Source organism: Bacillus sp. 1A (assembly GCF_052682215.1).
The window spans coordinates 1,605,398-1,620,849 of record NZ_JBQYLZ010000001.1 but is presented as its reverse complement, the minus strand read 5'-3'; the positions used below and the strand labels follow the sequence as shown (position 1 = coordinate 1,620,849).

Below are 15,452 nucleotides of genomic sequence, written 5' to 3'. Positions count from 1 at the left end.
TATTTTAAGATAGCCAATCTAATTTCCTAATCCCTAACTTATCGACTGGTAAACGAAGTGAGCCATAAAAGTGCTTCATAAATTGCTCAGAGCGGTTCACATCGTGTAAAATGGCTTCTAAGCGATCTCTATATATGCTTTTTTGTTCTTCATTTCCCGTTTGGTAATATCGTTCGACTGTTTCAAAATAGTGAAGTGGAAACAGGAGCCTTGCAAATAATAGGCGCCAACCAAATGAGGATAGCGAATAATTCCGTTCATAATCTGTAACAAATTGAACGATTGTTTGCTCCCAGTCTTTCTTTTTTTCTATCATCATATAGCGGATTAATTCTGCCATATCTCGAGTTGGGTGATCATACACCCAATCGAAAGGAAGTTTAAGACGCTTCGTTTGATGCCATAATAAGGGTGTAAATCGTTCTTGGCAAATTGTTGCTGCATCAGTTAGTTGCGGCGTATCATCCATCTCCGTATCGACAACATACTGAATTGCATTTTCTGCAACCCCTAAGTAATACGGGAAGGATTCAATAAACAATTGATCGAATACGTCTGTAGGGTGGTTCATCACTTGTGATTGCCAAAACTTTTCTAATTGATCGAGCCTTTTTTCCCATAACGCTTTCCATTCGCCTATGCGGCTTAATTGCTCGATTTCTTCTGGAAAGAATGCACCTCGTTTATGGAATATAGAAAGCTCACTTCCTAATGATGTAGCATGTCGTTCTAACGCACGCATACCTTTTAATAAGCAATAATTTTGTTCTTCTATCTCACTTACATAGTACCCGTGTATAGTCGGAACGAAAGTCGCTACAGTTATATCCCCTTGCTGGTTCATATAATCACTGAGCTTTTTCATCTCTACAAGTACTTCTTCCTCCATTTCTCCAATTGGAACAAGTACATAAATTTTGTTGCGAATCCAAAAGCTTTTATAGGGGCCAAGGGGGATTAATTCTTTAACATGCATATGATAATGCTCATAAATATGATGAATCATCGCAGTCGCCACCTATGGTTTTTCTTTATATATATGAGCTTGTGCTCGCCTTTCATTCCTATGCACATGATAAAGCAACGAAACGTATACAAATACTAAAAAGAAAAAAAGGTGATAAACATGAAAGAATCAAATCAACTACAAGAAAGAGCATTACAACTATTACAAGAACGTGGTGTAACAATTGACGATATTGCTGAGCTTGTTCATTTTCTTCAAAAAAAATATCATCCAAATTTAGAGATGTCAGAATGCCGTTATAACGTTGAGCGTGTATTATCAAAACGTGAAGTACAAAACGCACTGATTACTGGTATCGAACTCGATGTCCTTGCTGAAAAAGGAATGTTAAGTGAGCCGTTACAAGATATCGTAAAACGTGATGAAGGCTTATACGGAATTGATGAAGTGATCGCACTTTCTATCGTTAATGTGTACGGCTCTATCGGTTTCACGAACTTTGGATATATCGATAAATTAAAACCTGGTATTTTAGAATTCTTAAATGATAAATCATCTGGAAAGGTGCATACATTCCTTGATGATATCGTTGGCGGGATCGCTGCCGCTGCTTCAAGCCGTTTAGCACACAGAGCTGAGCATTCGGAATAATAAAATATGAAAGACCGTCAGTTCCATACTGACGGTCTTTCATATTTCATGAGCATAAATTCTCTTCCGCGACTCAAAAAAATAGGACCTTGCTGAAAACCTATATTTTTATATAGCGTAATCGCTCTTGTATTAAATGTCGCTACACTAAGTCGGAACGTTTTTGGCTTATATTCTTTCGCAGCAAATGCTATCCCCGCTTGAAAAAACATTTTTCCCAGCCCTTTCCCTGTTAACGCTGGCTTCATGCCAAGTCCGATATCAATTACATCTTCTCCATCATATAAATGAGCATCTCTTCCACCTGGTACTTGTGCATTTTCCCCAAAACAAAAATAGCCGATAAACTCTCCCTTATCGTCACAACAGCCATAATACGTCCCATCTAATAATTCTTTTATTACTTCTTCCTCGCCTGAAAAACTATACAAATTATAAGGTTCTTCGTACGTCCACGTATTTACCTCATTTGCTTCTTCTACCGTTAACTTATGTATATGCATCCTTCTCTCTCCCCCTATTATATTTCTATTAACAATATTCGATATTCATCTTATAATTCATCTTTCTCAATATGTTTTTTAAGTTTCTCGCTTTATTTCAATGGAAGATTTTTCTTATTATGTTACGATTAAACAGAATCATTTGAAATAAGGTGGTGACAATTTGAATTACTTTTCTTATCTCTCCTTAGAAGAACGTCAAAATTTTTTCTATAAAGAACCTATTAGTTTTTCAAAAAGTATAGAGAAAGAGCAATTAGCGTATGCATTAGGGGCTACACTGTATACTCCTGGTACGAAAGAAACTATCGCGGAAGATATAATTAGAAAAAAACATGTGGAAGCTACCTCAATTATCTTTTGTCTAGAAGACTCTATTAGCGATGAGGAAGTAAAACTTGCAGAGCAAAATATCGTCGTTCAAATACAGCAAATCGCCAACTTAGTCAGTGGCAACATACTAAATCAGGCAGACATCCCACTTCTTTTTATTAGAGTTCGACAGCCAAGTCAAATGAGAACAATTGTTACTGAATTAGGTAGTGCTGTTCATTGTTTATGTGGTTTTGTCTTTCCAAAATTCACACCCGTTAATGGAAAGACTTATATCAATCAGCTTGCATATATAAACGAGCTATATTCATTATCCCTTTATGGGATGCCGATTTTAGAATCACCAGAAATTATGTATAAAGAAACACGTGTAGAGTCATTATTACAAATAAAAGATTTACTAGATTCCTATCGTGATTACATCTTAAATGTACGTATTGGTGCCACTGATTTTTCAAGTATATTTGGTATTCGGCGCAATAAATACACACCAATCTATCATATTACTGTTGTTCGTGATTGTATTTCAGACATTATTAATATTTTCTCCAGAGCAACAAAGGAATATGTTATTTCAGGATGTGTATGGGAATATTTTTCTAATGATTACGAAGAAGGGCTCATTCAAGAGGTATCGCTTGACCATACAAATGGATTAATCGGAAAGACAGTTATTCACCCATCTCATATTAAAGTTGTACAAGCAATGCACATTGTCACAATGGAAGATTATTTAGACGCAAGGTCAATTTTACAAAATGCAGATACGTATAACGGAGTGCTAAAAAGCAGTTTTGCTAACAAAATGAATGAAGTAAAGCCCCATTATAACTGGGCTCGCAAAACCATTTTAAAATCTAATATTTACGGGGTGCTACATGAAAACAAACAATTCACCGATCTCCTTATTACAAACGCAAAACAACACGTATAACGTTTTAAATAATATAAAAGTTCATGTAGAAGTACGTGATAATCCATATAATTTAGCGCTAGATAATCTTTTTCAAATGGCAGCAAGGATAAATAAGAAGCGGAGTTTTTTATTTGTGAGTACAATTCTTGGAAAGCATCTTCCTATTAAACCTGCAGTCTCTCTAGCAAGTGGATTTGCTCTCGCTGCAAGATATATGGAAATACTACATAATGCTTTTCATCCATTTCAAAAAGAAATTTTAAATCTTATTTCATTAGAAGTTGATGAAATTCCAGAAGAAGTATTTCATTATCAATATCCCTTGCAAGAAGAAGTGTTATTTATCGGATTCGCTGAAACAGCAACAGCACTTGGCCATTCTATGTTTCAATGCTTTCAAAATGCAAAGTATGTACATACAACTAGGGAATCGATACCCAATCTCGAATCTGTCATTACATTTGAGGAAGAACATTCCCATGCAACATCACACCGTTGTTATGTCGATAAGAGCTTTTTTCAAAACAATAATTCAATCGTTCTTGTAGATGATGAGATGACAACCGGAAAAACCGCACTAAATATTATCAGGTCCATTCAACAGCAATTTCCACGAGCAGAATATACCATTGCTTCTTTATTAGACTGGCGTTCTAATACTAATAGAAGACAATTTAAACAACTAGAAGAAGAACTTCAAATAAAAATTCATGTTATTTCGTTATTAGAAGGAATCATTCATACAACTGGCCAACCGTTGAATATTTCAAAACCAACTATGCAAACTGAAGAAACAAAACCTTATTTCAAAAAGCATACCATTACTTGTCCAACATTACCCTATACATCAAATTACATAAAATATACTGGACGCTTTGGCATTTCATCATATGAACAAAAGCACATTCATTCTTTTACTCAAGAAGCAGGAAAAATGCTACAAAGAAAGAGAATTGGAAAACGAACGCTCTGCCTCGGAACGGGTGAATTTATGTATATTCCAATGAAAATCGCTGCTGAAATGGGTAAAAATATTTTATATCAATCTACAACACGAAGTCCTATCCACCCTGTTTCAAATGATGTGAACTACGCCATTCATAATCATTTCCCATATCCAAGTCCCGAAGATTCTACTATTACAAATTACTTTTATAATATTTCACCTCATGATTACGATGAAGTATTTGTTTTTATGGAACATGATGTAGGAGAAGAAGCTCTATTTCCTCTTCTACATCAGTTACAAACAGTTATTCCCTGTATTCATATCGTCTCATTTTCAAATAGCATAGAAAAGGAAGGTTGATAATTATGGTAAAAGTAAATTCCCATATTAGTAGTTACGATCCAAATGATGCTATTTTTCTATTAAAAGATATTAGTGATTTAATGAAAGAAAGTTCCACAGAAACTAGAGAACAGGCAATTCAAACTGGCACACATTATTCTGAAATGTTACCAGTGGAATATAAACCATCTAAAGCATATATGGATTTATTCTTTTCTTCCCTGCAACAATACAAGCACAAACTAGCAATTTCAGTTGGAGTTGTCGCTGAACAAATTATACAGACTAAAGGAACGAATCTTGTCCTCGTCTCATTAGCTCGTGCTGGTACACCTATCGGTATTCTTATAAAACGCTACATACGCTATCAATATAACCTTGATGTACCTCACTATTGTATTTCCATTATTCGCGGACGCGGTATCGATGAAAATGCACTTCACTATATTTTAGAACATCACCCTAAAGAAACAATTCAATTCATTGATGGGTGGACTGGAAAGGGTGCAATAAAAAGGGAATTGGAACATACAGTGCATACATTTAACGAGAGAAATAATACACACCTTTCTCATTGTATGGCTGTACTTGCTGATCCAGGGTACTGTACTTCAATTTACGGTACACGCGAAGATTTTCTTATCCCTTGTGCTTGCTTAAATGCAACCGTCTCTGGACTAATTAGCCGCACTGTACTAAATGACACCTATATTGGCCCAAATGATTTTCATGGTGTTAAATATTATAAAGAGCTAGAACAAGAAGATTTATCAAATTTCTTCATCGATGAGGTAACAGATTTATTCCCTTCTGTTCATTCTCATATAGATAATCAATTACAGTATATTACTTCAACATACACCGATCCATCTTGGCAAGGATTAAAAGATATACAGTCTATCCAAACTCACTTTGAAATTGACGATATTAACCTAATTAAACCAGGAGTCGGTGAAACAACTCGCGTATTACTCCGGAGAATACCGTGGAAAATTTTAATACGTAAGCAAAACAATCCCGATTTAAAGCATATTTTACTTCTTGCTAAAGAAAAGAATGTCCCTATTGAAATATATGAGAATATGACTTATTCATGTTGCGGGCTCATTAAGCCTCTTAGGAGGGAAACGATATGATTTTCGCCAGTGATCTTGATCAGACGCTTATTTATTCCCGAAAATCATTTCGTGCTCATATAGAAGATGAGTCAATTCAGCTCATTGAAACTTTAGACGGAAAAGAAATTTCTTTCATATCACATAAAACCATTTCACTACTAAAAAAATTGCAACTGTATTCATATTTTATCCCAGTTACAACAAGAACGATTGAACAATTTCAGCGTATTGCTTTATTCCAAAATGAAATCATTCCTGAATATGCCATTACAAGTAACGGTGGTAATATCCTTTATAACGGCAAGCAAGATATTACTTGGAACAAAGAAATAAAAAAAAGACTTTCAGTAGAATGTTTAGAGAGAAATGATATACTAAAGGAATTTGAACAAATCGCTCATAAAGATTGGGTTATATCACAAAAAACAGCTGATGATTTATTCCACTATTGCATCATTAAACGGGAGAACATTCCTTATGACGAATTAACATCCTTCATTTCTTGGTTAGACAAACAAGGTTGGGCTCATTCACTTCAAGGTAGAAAATTATATTTTGTACCGAAGCCTATTAACAAATGGGATGCTGTGCAATATATAAAAGAAGTGCTACAAATAGACACTATCATTACAGCTGGGGATTCTTTACTTGATTTATGCATGCTTGAAAAAGCTAACTATGCCTTCGCACCACTTCACGGTGAATTAGGCGCAACATATAATCACTTACAACCCCATATTGTAAAAACAGATACAATCGGCATATATGCCGCAGAAGAAATCGTAAGTAAATCACTTCAAATTATTCATAATTCATTACCTACCTCATAATTAAAATATGCATAATTACATACGCACACCTATAAAACAAATGGTACAATTTATTTGAATCGCTGTTGCTACACTTCTTGATCAAAGAAAAGGCGTTAAAACGGATATTAACGCCTTATCAAACTCAAGCAATTGGCACATTTTGTCATCGTTAAAGACACTCAAAAGAGTGTCTTTTTTTCTATACCTGACAAGGACTTACTCATTTCAAAGCATAAACACATAAAATAATGTAACTCTTTACACACATGAATCTTTTTCTAAAAGTTGTGAAGTAGACTCAAAATAAAAAAGCACTCTTGGCTAGAGTGCTTTTTACTTTCAAACAAGGAGGTTACATAATATGGATAGTACTCTCGTATTTAACTTCGGCATTGGTATTGTCATCATTTTATTTGTTTTCTTTGTTCTTTGTATGAGTGGGGTATAGAAAGACGATTTGAGGCGTCTTTTTATACATATGTATTACTTGACTTTCGCAAAAGAAGTAACAATAATGGTTACAGAGAAACCATTCACATATCCACAAATAGGAGGAATAACAATGAAACATGTAATCGTTTATGCACACCCAAATACAGAAAGCTTCAACCATGCGATTTTAGAAACTGTAAAAAGTGAGTTAGAAGAAAAAGGTCATGAAGTACGCGTTCGCGATCTATACGAGTTAAACTTCAATCCAGTATTAGGCGCTTCCGATTTCATCTCATTTTCTCAAGGAAACACACCAGAAGATATTAAAGAAGAACAAGAGCATATCTCTTGGGCTGATAGCATTACATTCATTTACCCAGTTTGGTGGGCGGGTCTTCCTGCTATTTTAAAAGGATACGTTGACCGTGTATTTAGCCATGGCTTCGCTTATGCTTACGGTGAAAATGGTATTGAAAAGTTATTAAGCGGTAAAAAAGGCTTATTATTATCCACAATGGGAAATTCGAAAGAAGCATACACAGCAGGCGGTATGTTTGACGCAATGAAGAAAACAGCGGATGTTGGTATTTTTGAATTTACAGGCATCGAAACAATTGAGCATACATTCTATACGAGTGTTCCTTCTGTGGATGATAGTGTGCGTAAGCAATATCTTGAAGAAGTTAAAGATGTTGTGAATCGTGCGTTTTAATAAAAAAACTCCGGTTTTAACAACCGGAGTTTTTTTATTTCATCATCAATTTCGGAATATATCTTTGAAGAATGCTTTCTAATTCACTCATATCTTCTTGTCTAATAAGTAAATTCACATTGTCATTCATTTTTTCTCGCCCGCGATATAAAAATATATTTTCTTTTGGATTTTCCCATGTTGATGTTTTATAGCCTTTTAATTCTTCATATGAATAAAAGTTCAATCCATCTATTACACCTTTTTCATATATTTGTACACTTTTAATAAGATGGATAGCTATTAAAGTCATAAAACAACTTGCTATAACATAACTACCCGACTGAATAAGAAACTGTTCAGCTGTATCAATATTGCCACTTACGTACTGAGCATATATATACATACATTGTCCAATGAAATATGCTGGCCCAAGTAACGCAATCCACCGTCTCTTCACTCGAGGATACATTGCAATGAGTTTTCCCGCGCTTTTTTTCATTTCATTTATTTTATATATTTTCCATAGAACAAAGAACAAAACACATAATGTAAAAACAAACATAATACATGACATCCAGTACACTCTTATTCCCTCCTTTGTATCATTACATTTAAATTTTACATTTTATATACTTATAGTACATATGCGATTATGCATAAAAAAACAGGTAACCTCTTCCGGCTACCTGTTTTTCATTACATTTTCTCAATCCACTCCGTCAAGTTATGCACAACTTGCGTCGGTTGTACTTCATATTCTGTTAACTTCTCCACAGTTGTGACTCCAGTGTGGACAAGAAGGGTGTGCATGCCAGCATTTATTCCCGCTAAAATGTCTGTATCGTAGTTATCCCCAACCATTAATGCTTCATTTTTTTCTATGCCCAGCACTTTTAGAGCTTGTTCCATAATGATTGATTCTGGTTTTCCGATAAAGATTGGATCCACGCCTGTTGATACTGCTACAACTGATGTTAATGAACCGTTACCTGGTAATAATCCGCGCTCAGTCGGAATGGCAATATCTCCATTTGTAGAAATAAACGTTGCACCGTTACGCACAGCAAGACAAGCTTTTGCTAATTTTTCATATGTGATGTCACGATCTAAACCAACAACAACGAAATCAGGATTTTCATCCACAAGTTCAAATCCTTTTTCCACAAGCGCATCATGTAAGCCTTCTTCACCAATCATATATACAGTTGCGTCTTGTTTACGTTCATAAATGAAGTTCGCTGTCGCCATACTCGTTGTGAATACTTGCTCTGCTTCCGCTGGAATATCGAAACGAACAAGTTTTTCTGCCACTTGTTCTGGTTTACGAGTTGAGTTATTCGTAACGAATAAATAAGGAATACCGCGCTCTCCTAACGCTTTTACGAAGTCGCTCGCTTCTTCAATTTGTTCTTCTCCGCGATACATCGTACCGTCTAAGTCAATTAAGTAACCTTTATACATCATTATGTCTCTCCTTCTATGCTAACGTTCTCACCTATCATACCACTCTTATATTACCCGCTTTTCAAAAAGAAAAAAACGCTTTACCTTAAAGCGCCCCATAACGTTCATTTTTTCTCTTTTACTTGGTAAGAACAACTACAATCGCCCTCACACATGTTTGCTAACGTCTTTACATCCGCTCCTGCAAATAAACGATTATACATCTCTTTTTCATCTTCGCATACTTGCGGGAATCTCTCTGCAATTTCTTTTAACGGACAGTTTTGTTTTTCAATTACGAAAGAGTTCTCTCCATCTCTCTTTATTTGAACCATATAACCATTTTTCTCTTGCATAGCTGCTATCTCTTGCACTTTATATGCTAAATTCTTTTGATTACTCACTCGCTTTTGCAACTGTTCTTCCATTCGCTTCGTTCTCTCTGTTAAAACGTAACGAAGTATTTTTTCATCACCCATTCGAGCTAAATCTTCTAGCATATCAATCGCAAATTGCTTATACTCCTTCGGGAATGTATCTTCTCCCTTTTCACTTAATCCATACAAATAAGTTGGTCTTCCGACATGTTGTCTTACCATCTTAGAATAAATGAAACCATCTTTCTCAAGATTACTTAAATGTCTTCGGATCGCCATTTCTGTAATCTCTAAAACGTCAGCTAGTTCCGCTACCGTGTGCTCTCCCTTTACTTTCAACAATTGTACAATTTCATCTTTCGTCGTACGTACTTCCCCCATGCTTAACCCTTCTCCCTTTTCCCTTTACTTTCTCACATACAATATAAGATCCCCAAAAGGCAGTCCTGGGGATCTTATAAGCATAATTATTCTGGTACAAATGCAGATACAGGTCCTAATTCCTTCTCTAAATAACTGCGAATATTTGCTGGGTATTTCTCTACCACTGCAATATGTTTTTGAATCGTCTTATATAATTCATCATGATTCATTTGAATATAATCTTGCGTAAGCATTTTTCGAAGAAGGATAATTTCTTTCATTCCTTGTCCTTCTTCTGCACTTATCACTCGCTCATCCATCAAAATATCGATAATATCTTCATAACTTCCTGGATCGCGCATAATAAATCCATCAATCATCGCATTCCCTACATCTAATACACAATCAATAATGAGATGAGCTATGCGTTCTAATGCGTAAAATTCAAACTCGGTTTCATATATCTTTTTCTCTTGAAATGTACTTGTTGCTCGTTCTAAACATACTAGCATTTGTTCTATTTTCTTTCTGTCTACAAAATACATGAATGTCACCTACCTGGAAATTAAAGCATTTACATTTTAATTGTAACGCTTTCTTCTGAAAAAATCGACAATTTTTCGAATTCACCTTTTCTCCGTTATTTGTTATAGTTATATTTGTATGATTTTTGAAATTGGAGGAATGGAATCTTGGAACGTGAACTCGCACTAGAAATTGTCCGTGTAACAGAAGCAGCAGCATTAGCATCCGCACAGTGGATGGGCCGCGGAAAGAAAAACGAAGCAGATGATGCAGCAACTACAGCAATGCGTGATATGTTTGATTCGGTAAACATGGCAGGTACAGTTGTAATTGGTGAAGGAGAACTTGATGAAGCACCGATGTTGTATATTGGTGAAGAACTAGGAACAGGTAACGGTCCAGAAGTAGACATCGCCGTTGATCCATTAGAAGGTACAAACATCGTTGCAAAAGGTCTTGCAAATGCAATGGCAGTTATCGCAATCGCAGATAAAGGAAACCTTCTTCATGCTCCTGATATGTACATGGAAAAAATCGCGGTTGGTCCAAAAGCAGCTGGTAAAATTAGCTTAGATGATCCAATTGAAAAAACAATTGAAATTGTAGCAGAAGCTAACAATAAAAAGATTCGTGATCTAACAGTTATCGTGCAAGAACGTGAACGTCATCAAGATATTATTGACCGTGTTCGTGCAAAAGGTGCACGCGTAAAATTATTTGGTGATGGTGATGTTGGTGCGTCAATCGCAACAGCACTACCTGGAACGGGTATTGATTTATTCGTTGGTATTGGCGGAGCTCCAGAAGGTGTTATTTCTGCAGCAGCATTAAAATGCCTTGAAGGTGAAATGCAAGCTCGCTTAGTTCCAATGAACGAAGAAGAAGAAGCTCGTTGTCGTGAAATGGGATTAGAAGATCCTCGTCAACTTCTTATGTTAGATGACTTAGTATCTGGGGATGATGCAATCTTCTCAGCAACTGGTGTATCTGCTGGTGAGTTATTAGACGGTGTTAAATTCCTTGGCGGAGATCTAGCTGAAACATATTCTATCGTTATGCGTTACAAAACAAGAACGGTACGATTCATTAAAACGCATCACCATTTAGATCATAAACCACACTTAAACTTAGATATTTAATAAAGGAGCCATGTGTATGGAAGAACGTTTCTTTCTGTACGACGATACAGTCGCTACAAGAACTCGTTTCGTTAGCTTTATGGGAGAAAATGAGCGTCATGATTTAGCGCTTTTATACTCCGATCGTCATTACGGTAAAACAATTGTCCTTGATATACAGCGCAATAGATTTGCAATCATCGGTCCTGACGATTTAAACGAACCAGGCTACTTAGAGCATGCATTTTCTATGACTGAAGAAATTGCAGAAGAACTACGCTCATTTTTATTTGAACTTATATAATTTATCGTAGGCACCAGCTATTTTAGCTGGTGTTTTTTCACTTTAAGTATTTTAAATTTTCTAACTAATATGTTATAATTAAGAATAAATCTATTTGGATAGAAAGGACGTTATATACGTATGCCGACATTTACTTTGTAATGGACCAGCAATTGGATAGCATTACTCTCAAAAAAGCACCGTGCTTTTTCAAGGGAGTAGTCTGCCCATTCCCATTACAAAGGAGCGTAACGCATCTGTAGTATGATGTTTACGGAGGTTCCTCTTTGGGGAACCTCCTTTTATTTTTGTCTTTTCCTCATGTCTTCATACTACAAGACATCCAAATAGCTGTATTACGTTTCTTTGCCACTACTATAAGAGGTGAAGGAAAATGCAAAAAGTACAACTTTCTTGGAGTTTATATGAAAACGAGCAAAATACAATCGAAAAGTATTGTAAAAATTGCAGACGCACTACCCTATTTACTGACACGAATATTCGTAGGCATAACGCCAATGGAAAAAATATATACCGATTTGCCATTTATAAATGTCCGAAAGATCATACGTGGAATCAAAAACTTCGTATTTATAAAGCATTTACTGATCACGTTGAAACAGTCGATATGACGCAGCAAGATCAAATAGAAACAACTACTACTATTTCCATTACGCAACATAAAGAAAACGGCATAGTGGAAATCACGATCGTATTAGATATCGTTTTCGGTTCCCACCGAATGGATAAAGCTTTATCCACATATATTTCCGACTGGAGCCGTACACTCATTGTGGATAAAATTAAAAATGGGGATATTCAATTGAACGGACAACAAATGAAACCAAATGCAATACTTTCTGAAGGCGATCATATCTCGATTTGTTTATAATGCAAAAAATCCTCTTACAATCGTAAGAGGATTTTTTTATTTCTTCACTTTTCGTAATACGAAGTGTGCACAACCGAAATTACAGTACTCGTATAAATACTCCGTTAACGTACTAATTTTCGTATCATATGTCGAACGTTGATTACTATCATCAAAGAAGCCGCGCAATCTAAGTTGCTCATAACCCCAGTCCCCAACGATATAATCATATTTATTTAAAATTTCTGCATAACGCTCTTTAAATGCTTCTTCACTAAAACCGTCACGAAAGTTTTTAATTACTTCGTACTGCACATTATTAATGCTCACCGTAGCATGCATCTCTTGCTCTTGCTTTTGCTCCATCATTAACTTCCTCTCTAAGCATTCTTCTTTTTATCGTATCACAAAGCATACCAACCAACAATTTCAAATACAAAAAATTGAAAATTAGTGCATGCTATGGAGAAGGAGGTGATACATCGTGAAAAAACAAATTATACTCTCTCTCCTCACTCTTTCCTTATTCGCAGGCTGTCAATCATCTAATAAAGCCGAAATGGAACGTGAAGAAGGAAGTCGTGTTCTTGTTTCCAATAAAAACGACATGTATCATACGGAAAATACAAATACAAGATTAACGAGAGTCGGTTATTCATCTAAACAAAAACATGAAGTATCTAACAAACAAGTAGGAGCCATTAACCGTGAGAAAGTCGCTGAAATGATTACAAGCATGACAGTCAAACTTCCTGACGTTACAAACGCTGCTACTCTCGTTACCGATGATGAAGTATTTGTTGTATACCGTGCAAACACAACGGATCCAAAACTCGTAGCAGATCAAGTATATAAAGCTGCTTTGTCCATCGTCCCTCGCTATTATAAAGCATATGTATCAACAGACCAAAAGTTGATTTCTCAAATTCAAGGGCTTCAATCTGGCGCGTTAAATGATACAGAATATACACAGAGCCTCGACATGCTAAAGCGAGAAATGAGCAAAAATCCTCATTTAAACAATACGGGGGATCAGACTTTGAATGATATGATTAAAAAATAAAGAAGGTGGAGAAAACCTCCACCTTTTTTACTATTTCTTACGATCCGCATAAACCTCCATCGCATCACACATAAACTGTGCTAAACCTTCACCAAACTTATCGATATTTTTCGTGAAGCGCTCATCAGCGACGTACATTTGACCGAGTCCTTTAAAAGCATCTAATGAATATTCTCCGAAGTTTTGCAAGTAATCGTACCATACCCCGATTGCTTCTTGTGCCTCTTTAGAATCTGGTGCGCCGTGTCTAAGCGCCGCTAAATTTCTATAAATCGTATTAAACTCTTCTTGATTGTCTTTTGACATATCTTTCGCGTATTCATTCGCTTTATCTACAGCTGCGTCTCCCCATCGTTCACGTGCTTCTTCTTCGTACGGATTATGGCTGAAATCGAACCCTTCAAATTTCTCTTTATTCGTCATTTCAATCTCTCCTTTTGTATGCTGAATTGTTTTATCAATCGTCGCAATCACCTTATCTAATCTGGCACGCTTTTCAAGAAGCATTTTCTTATGAAGCTGTAGTGCTTCTTCGTGGTCAAATGATGGACTCATGATAATTTCTTTAATTTTCTTCAAAGGGAAGCCTAGCTCTTTAAAAAATAAAATTTGCTGCAGTGTCTCTAAATTTTCATTGGAATACAGACGATATCCAGACTCTGTCGTCTCGTCTGGGGTTAATAACCCAATTTCATCGTAATGATGCAGTGTGCGCACACTAATTCCAACTAAATTAGCTACTTCTTTTACCTTCATTGTCATGTGTATCTCCCCCTTAATACATACGATAAAGTATGACGCAACGTTAGAGTCAATAAGTAAATTCATTTTTTGTTAAAAGTTTCATCTCCACTATATTTCATGCATAATAGATATATACATATATTAGAAAGCGGTGAAAGTATGGTTTCAAATACTGTAATTGCCAGCATCATATTTCAACTCGTTGTTTCGGTTCTGGTCCCAATTATTGTACTCGTTTATTTCCGTAAAAAATATAATATTAATTGGAAAGTGGTCGGCGTTGGTGTTCTTATCTTTATTGGATTTACCCAAATTCTCGAAACACCGTTCCACCTATTTATGCGTGGTAATCCAGCAATCGCTCCATTTTTAGAAAATCCGTTTATCTTTGCAATTTATGGCGGACTAACTGCTGGTATTTTTGAAGAATTAGGACGCTTCGTTGCCTTCTTCTTCCTACTAAAAAAATATCTAGAATATAAAGATGGCTTCGCTTATGGAATTGGTCACGGCGGGATTGAATCCATTTTAGTTGGCGGATTCTCTGCATTGCAGACACTTATATTCGCTAATGCTATTAACAATGGTAGCTTCGCTCAAATGGCAGAAAAACTACCACAATTAAATCTTGTAAAGGATATGTTAATAGAACAACCTGCTTATTTATACTTCCTTGGCAGCTTGGAAAGAATTATGGCTCTTGTATTGCAAATTGCCTTTACGATGCTTGTCTTATACGCAGTAAAACAGAAGAAATATATCTTCCTTGTTTACGCTATATTATTCCACGCATTTGTAGACTTTTTCGCGGCACTTTATCAAACAAAAACAATTAACATCTTTGTTGCAGAAGGAATTACCCTTCTCTTCACAATTGGTGCTGTCATTCTTATTCGTAAAATGAAAGAGAAATTAATGAGTGTACCGGAATAAAAAATAACCCACCAA

At 35.8% G+C, this 15,452-nt stretch carries 19 protein-coding genes; 11 read left to right on the top strand and 8 right to left on the bottom strand.

Annotated elements, in window-relative coordinates; genetic code table 11:
- Positions 1-4 precede the first annotated feature (4 nt).
- A complete protein-coding gene (yutH, locus tag ACUN0F_RS08100) occupies positions 5-1,006 on the bottom strand; it encodes a spore coat putative kinase YutH (RefSeq protein ID WP_048528362.1) in 1,002 nt (333 codons plus the stop codon).
- A gap of 120 nt (positions 1,007-1,126) precedes the next feature.
- Between yutH and ACUN0F_RS08095 the strand changes: the two genes are divergently transcribed.
- Positions 1,127-1,618, top strand: coding sequence for a phosphatidylglycerophosphatase A family protein (locus tag ACUN0F_RS08095; RefSeq protein WP_000665100.1), 492 nt, complete (start codon positions 1,127-1,129; stop codon positions 1,616-1,618).
- Between the two features lie 17 nt (positions 1,619-1,635).
- Here ACUN0F_RS08095 and ACUN0F_RS08090 read toward each other — a convergent pair whose 3' ends face one another.
- Positions 1,636-2,121 carry a GNAT family N-acetyltransferase gene (locus tag ACUN0F_RS08090; protein WP_445539343.1) on the bottom strand — a complete coding sequence of 162 codons (486 nt, stop codon included), beginning with the start codon at positions 2,119-2,121 and terminating at the stop codon, positions 1,636-1,638.
- Between the two features lie 163 nt (positions 2,122-2,284).
- Here ACUN0F_RS08090 and ACUN0F_RS08085 point away from each other — a divergent pair, with 163 nt between their 5' ends.
- The 5 genes from ACUN0F_RS08085 to ACUN0F_RS08065 all read left to right on the top strand — a co-directional run bounded on the left by ACUN0F_RS08085 (position 2,285) and on the right by ACUN0F_RS08065 (position 7,735).
- Positions 2,285-3,388 (top strand): HpcH/HpaI aldolase/citrate lyase family protein, encoded by a 1,104-nt coding sequence (locus tag ACUN0F_RS08085; protein WP_193673619.1) that lies wholly within the window; start codon positions 2,285-2,287, stop codon positions 3,386-3,388.
- Positions 3,333-4,679 carry a phosphoribosyltransferase family protein gene (locus tag ACUN0F_RS08080; protein ID WP_193673620.1) on the top strand — a complete coding sequence of 449 codons (1,347 nt, stop codon included), beginning with the start codon at positions 3,333-3,335 and terminating at the stop codon, positions 4,677-4,679. Before ACUN0F_RS08085 ends, ACUN0F_RS08080 begins: the two co-directional genes overlap by 56 nt.
- Positions 4,680-4,684: 5 nt before the next feature.
- The gene (locus ACUN0F_RS08075) at positions 4,685-5,797 is read left to right on the top strand and encodes a cysteine protease StiP family protein (RefSeq protein WP_264461626.1); all 1,113 of its coding nucleotides are present in this window, start codon (positions 4,685-4,687) and stop codon (positions 5,795-5,797) included.
- Positions 5,794-6,609, top strand: coding sequence for an HAD family hydrolase (locus tag ACUN0F_RS08070; RefSeq protein ID WP_264461627.1), 816 nt, complete (start codon positions 5,794-5,796; stop codon positions 6,607-6,609). Before ACUN0F_RS08075 ends, ACUN0F_RS08070 begins: the two co-directional genes overlap by 4 nt.
- Positions 6,610-7,153: 544 nt before the next feature.
- On the top strand, positions 7,154-7,735 hold the full coding sequence (locus tag ACUN0F_RS08065) for an NAD(P)H-dependent oxidoreductase (protein WP_000683429.1): 582 nt from the start codon (positions 7,154-7,156) through the stop codon (positions 7,733-7,735).
- 34 nt (positions 7,736-7,769) lie between these two features.
- On the opposite strand, the gene ACUN0F_RS08060 is transcribed toward ACUN0F_RS08065, so the two are convergent.
- The 4 genes from ACUN0F_RS08060 to ACUN0F_RS08045 form a co-directional block, all read right to left on the bottom strand.
- The gene (locus ACUN0F_RS08060) at positions 7,770-8,300 is read right to left on the bottom strand and encodes an iron ABC transporter substrate-binding protein (protein WP_327987230.1); all 531 of its coding nucleotides are present in this window, start codon (positions 8,298-8,300) and stop codon (positions 7,770-7,772) included.
- A 113-nt stretch (positions 8,301-8,413) separates the two neighbouring features.
- Positions 8,414-9,178 carry a TIGR01457 family HAD-type hydrolase gene (locus ACUN0F_RS08055; protein WP_033662784.1) on the bottom strand — a complete coding sequence of 255 codons (765 nt, stop codon included), beginning with the start codon at positions 9,176-9,178 and terminating at the stop codon, positions 8,414-8,416.
- A gap of 107 nt (positions 9,179-9,285) precedes the next feature.
- Complete coding sequence (locus tag ACUN0F_RS08050) at positions 9,286-9,918, bottom strand: helix-turn-helix transcriptional regulator (protein WP_445539342.1); 633 nt, start codon at positions 9,916-9,918, stop codon at positions 9,286-9,288.
- 86 nt (positions 9,919-10,004) lie between these two features.
- Positions 10,005-10,445, bottom strand: coding sequence for a DUF86 domain-containing protein (locus ACUN0F_RS08045; RefSeq protein ID WP_000274003.1), 441 nt, complete (start codon positions 10,443-10,445; stop codon positions 10,005-10,007).
- A gap of 147 nt (positions 10,446-10,592) precedes the next feature.
- Here ACUN0F_RS08045 and glpX point away from each other — a divergent pair, with 147 nt between their 5' ends.
- The 3 genes from glpX to ACUN0F_RS08030 all read left to right on the top strand — a co-directional run bounded on the left by glpX (position 10,593) and on the right by ACUN0F_RS08030 (position 12,718).
- Positions 10,593-11,564: a class II fructose-bisphosphatase gene (gene glpX / locus ACUN0F_RS08040; RefSeq protein WP_000439090.1), complete on the top strand. Its 972-nt coding sequence runs from the start codon at positions 10,593-10,595 to the stop codon at positions 11,562-11,564.
- 16 nt (positions 11,565-11,580) lie between these two features.
- Positions 11,581-11,847, top strand: coding sequence for a DUF3055 domain-containing protein (locus tag ACUN0F_RS08035; RefSeq protein ID WP_000392614.1), 267 nt, complete (start codon positions 11,581-11,583; stop codon positions 11,845-11,847).
- Positions 11,848-12,220: 373 nt separating this feature from the next.
- A complete protein-coding gene (locus ACUN0F_RS08030; RefSeq protein WP_264461629.1) occupies positions 12,221-12,718 on the top strand; it encodes a cytoplasmic protein in 498 nt (165 codons plus the stop codon).
- A 36-nt stretch (positions 12,719-12,754) separates the two neighbouring features.
- Here ACUN0F_RS08030 and ACUN0F_RS08025 read toward each other — a convergent pair whose 3' ends face one another.
- Positions 12,755-13,066, bottom strand: a complete 312-nt coding sequence (locus tag ACUN0F_RS08025) for a YutD family protein (RefSeq protein WP_002008894.1) — start codon at positions 13,064-13,066, stop codon at positions 12,755-12,757.
- Between the two features lie 115 nt (positions 13,067-13,181).
- Here ACUN0F_RS08025 and ACUN0F_RS08020 point away from each other — a divergent pair, with 115 nt between their 5' ends.
- Complete coding sequence (locus tag ACUN0F_RS08020; RefSeq protein WP_000744033.1) at positions 13,182-13,760, top strand: YhcN/YlaJ family sporulation lipoprotein; 579 nt, start codon at positions 13,182-13,184, stop codon at positions 13,758-13,760.
- Between the two features lie 30 nt (positions 13,761-13,790).
- Here the strand turns inward: ACUN0F_RS08020 and ACUN0F_RS08015 are convergent, their stop codons facing one another.
- Positions 13,791-14,522, bottom strand: coding sequence for a MerR family transcriptional regulator (locus ACUN0F_RS08015; RefSeq protein WP_445539341.1), 732 nt, complete (start codon positions 14,520-14,522; stop codon positions 13,791-13,793).
- A 99-nt stretch (positions 14,523-14,621) separates the two neighbouring features.
- On the opposite strand from ACUN0F_RS08015, the gene ACUN0F_RS08010 reads away from it, so the two are divergent.
- Positions 14,622-15,437 (top strand): YhfC family intramembrane metalloprotease, encoded by an 816-nt coding sequence (locus ACUN0F_RS08010; RefSeq protein WP_046954401.1) that lies wholly within the window; start codon positions 14,622-14,624, stop codon positions 15,435-15,437.
- The last annotated feature ends 15 nt before the right edge of the window (positions 15,438-15,452 follow it).

Bases quoted from the DNA above. Each gene is read 5' to 3' on its own strand.
- ACUN0F_RS08055 (WP_033662784.1), bottom strand. From the start codon at position 9,178: ATGTATAAAGGTTACTTAATTGACTTAGACGGTACGATGTATCGCGGA.
- ACUN0F_RS08050 (WP_445539342.1), bottom strand. From the start codon at position 9,918: ATGGGGGAAGTACGTACGACGAAAGATGAAATTGTACAATTGTTGAAA.
- ACUN0F_RS08090 (WP_445539343.1), bottom strand. From the start codon at position 2,121: ATGCATATACATAAGTTAACGGTAGAAGAAGCAAATGAGGTAAATACG.
- yutH (WP_048528362.1), bottom strand. From the start codon at position 1,006: ATGATTCATCATATTTATGAGCATTATCATATGCATGTTAAAGAATTA.
- ACUN0F_RS08080 (WP_193673620.1), top strand. From the start codon at position 3,333: ATGAAAACAAACAATTCACCGATCTCCTTATTACAAACGCAAAACAAC.
- ACUN0F_RS08045 (WP_000274003.1), bottom strand. From the start codon at position 10,445: ATGTATTTTGTAGACAGAAAGAAAATAGAACAAATGCTAGTATGTTTA.
- ACUN0F_RS08030 (WP_264461629.1), top strand. From the start codon at position 12,221: ATGCAAAAAGTACAACTTTCTTGGAGTTTATATGAAAACGAGCAAAAT.
- ACUN0F_RS08025 (WP_002008894.1), bottom strand. From the start codon at position 13,066: ATGATGGAGCAAAAGCAAGAGCAAGAGATGCATGCTACGGTGAGCATT.
- ACUN0F_RS08095 (WP_000665100.1), top strand. From the start codon at position 1,127: ATGAAAGAATCAAATCAACTACAAGAAAGAGCATTACAACTATTACAA.
- ACUN0F_RS08070 (WP_264461627.1), top strand. From the start codon at position 5,794: ATGATTTTCGCCAGTGATCTTGATCAGACGCTTATTTATTCCCGAAAA.
- ACUN0F_RS08035 (WP_000392614.1), top strand. From the start codon at position 11,581: ATGGAAGAACGTTTCTTTCTGTACGACGATACAGTCGCTACAAGAACT.
- ACUN0F_RS08010 (WP_046954401.1), top strand. From the start codon at position 14,622: ATGCATAATAGATATATACATATATTAGAAAGCGGTGAAAGTATGGTT.
- ACUN0F_RS08015 (WP_445539341.1), bottom strand. From the start codon at position 14,522: ATGACAATGAAGGTAAAAGAAGTAGCTAATTTAGTTGGAATTAGTGTG.
- ACUN0F_RS08065 (WP_000683429.1), top strand. From the start codon at position 7,154: ATGAAACATGTAATCGTTTATGCACACCCAAATACAGAAAGCTTCAAC.
- ACUN0F_RS08075 (WP_264461626.1), top strand. From the start codon at position 4,685: ATGGTAAAAGTAAATTCCCATATTAGTAGTTACGATCCAAATGATGCT.